Source organism: Pseudomonas sp. NPDC087346 (assembly GCF_044744235.1).
Classification (GTDB): Bacteria; Pseudomonadota; Gammaproteobacteria; order Pseudomonadales; family Pseudomonadaceae; genus Aquipseudomonas.
This window is the reverse complement of record NZ_JBIUXX010000143.1, coordinates 1038-3598: the sequence shown is the minus strand read 5'-3', so window position 1 is coordinate 3598 and position 2561 is coordinate 1038. Positions and strand designations below refer to the sequence as shown.

Annotated in this window: 1 protein-coding gene; it reads left to right on the top strand. The window is 58.8% G+C overall.

Annotation, left to right across the window (positions count from 1 at the left end):
* Positions 1 to 89 precede the first annotated feature (89 nt).
* The coding region (gene alaS, locus ACIOZM_RS31470) for an alanine--tRNA ligase (protein ID WP_401221518.1) at positions 90 to 2561 on the top strand (2472 nt) is incomplete at its 3' end.

Here is a 2561-nt window from a genome sequence, read left to right as displayed (position 1 = left end):
ATGGCCCTTTATATTCCGCCCATTTGCGTTCCATAGTTTTTTTCAGTTTTCGAAATGGCTTTTGCCGCATCCACCGTGGTAAAAACCTAATGAAAAGCGCAGAAATCCGTGAAGCCTTCCTTCGCTTCTTCGAAGAGCAAGGCCACACCCGTGTAGCCTCCAGCTCTTTGATTCCGGGCAACGACCCAACCCTGCTGTTCACCAACGCGGGGATGAACCAGTTCAAGGACTGCTTCCTGGGCCAGGAAAAACGTGCGTACACCCGTGCGACCAGCAGCCAGAAATGCGTGCGTGCCGGTGGCAAGAACAGCGACCTGGAAAACGTCGGTTATACCGCTCGTCACCACACGTTCTTCGAAATGCTGGGCAACTTCAGCTTCGGTGACTATTTCAAGCACGACGCGATCACCTTTGCCTGGACCTTCCTGACCGGCGTTCTGAAACTGCCGAAGGAAAAACTCTGGGTCACTGTCTACGCCTCTGACGACGAAGCGTATGACATCTGGACCAAACAGGTCGGTGTGCCGGTCGAGCGCATGATCCGCATCGGCGACAACAAGGGCGCGCCATACGCCTCCGACAACTTCTGGACCATGGGCGATACCGGCCCGTGCGGTCCGTGCACCGAGATTTTCTACGATCACGGCGACCACATCTGGGGCGGCCCACCGGGTTCGCCGGAAGAAGATGGCGACCGTTACATCGAGATCTGGAACAACGTGTTCATGCAGTTCAACCGCACCGCCGATGGCGTGTTGCATCCGTTGCCAGCGCCGTCGGTGGATACCGGCATGGGCCTGGAGCGGATCAGTGCGGTGATGCAGCACGTCAATTCCAACTATGACATCGACCTGTTCAAGAACCTGCTGAGCGCTTCGGCCGAGGCAATCGGTTGCGAGAACGGCGATCAGTCATCGCTCAAGGTTGTGTCTGACCACATCCGTTCGTGCGGCTTCCTGATTGCCGATGGCGTGCTGCCGTCCAACGAAGGTCGCGGTTACGTGCTGCGCCGGATCATTCGTCGTGCCTGCCGCCATGGCAACAAACTGGGCGCGACCGGCAGCTTCTTCTACAAGATCGTTGCCGCGCTGGTTGCCGAGATGGGCGAAGCCTTCCCGGAACTCAAGCAGCAACAAGCCAACATCGAGCGCGTGCTCAAGGCTGAAGAAGAGCAGTTCTCCAAGACGCTGGAGCATGGCCTGAAGATTCTTGAACAGGATCTGCTGGACCTCAAAGGCACCGTGGTGCCGGGCGACGTAGTGTTCAAGCTGTATGACACCTACGGTTTCCCGATGGACCTGACCGCTGACATCGCTCGCGAACGCGGCCTGACTGTTGATGAAGTCGGTTTCGAGCGTGAAATGGAAGCCCAGCGCGTTCGTGCGCGCTCGGCCAGTTCGTTCGGTCTGGACTACAACACGCTGGTCAAGGTTGACGTGGCCACCGAGTTCACCGGTTACAAAGCCACCAGCGGTTCGGCAAAAATTGTCGCTATCTATAAAGATGGCCAGTCGGTCGACGTCTTGAATGAAGGCGAAGAGGCGGTGATCGTTCTGAATCAGACGCCGTTCTACGCTGAGTCCGGCGGCCAGATCGGCGATTGCGGTTTCCTTCAGGCGGGCAACGCGCGTTTCGACGTGCGCGACACCACCAAGACCGGCGGCGCATTCCTGCACCACGGCGTGCTGGCTTCGGGCAGTCTGACCGTCGCGGCCCCGGTGGAAGCTCATGTGGATGCCGAAGTGCGTCACGCGACTTCGTTGAACCACTCGGCCACGCACTTGCTGCACGCGGCATTGCGTCAGGTGCTGGGCGAACACGTTCAGCAGAAAGGTTCGTTGGTCGACAGTCAGCGTCTGCGTTTCGACTTCAGCCACTTTGAAGCGATCAAGCCTGAGCAGATCAAAGCGCTGGAAGACATCGTCAACGCCGAGATTCGCAAGAACTCCGCTGTTGAAACCGAAGAGACCGACATCGAAACCGCCAAGAACAAAGGCGCGATGGCCCTGTTCGGCGAGAAGTACGGCGACAACGTGCGCGTGCTGAGCATGGGCGGTGATTTCTCCGTCGAGCTGTGTGGCGGTATCCACGCCAACCGCACCGGCGACATCGGCCTGCTGAAAATCATCAGCGAAGGCGGTGTGGCATCGGGCGTGCGTCGTATCGAAGCCGTCACCGGTGCTGCGGCTCTGGCTTACTTGAACGCTGCGGAAGAACAACTCAAGGAAGCGGCCAGCCTGGTCAAGGGCAGCCGCGACAACCTGATCGACAAGCTGTCGGCTGTGCTGGAGCGCAACCGTCTGCTGGAGAAGCAACTCGAGCAGTTGCAAGCCAAGGCTGCCAGCGCTGCGGGCGACGATCTGTCGGCCTCGGCACTGGACGTCAAAGGCGTGAAGGTTCTGGCCGCTCGTCTGGATGGTCAGGACGGCAAGGCGCTGCTGGCGCTGGTCGATCAACTGAAAAACAAACTCGGCCGCGCAGTGATCCTGCTCGGCGGTGTGCATGAGGAAAAGGTCGTACTTGTTGCAGGCGTGACCAAGGACCTGACTGGGCATCTGAAT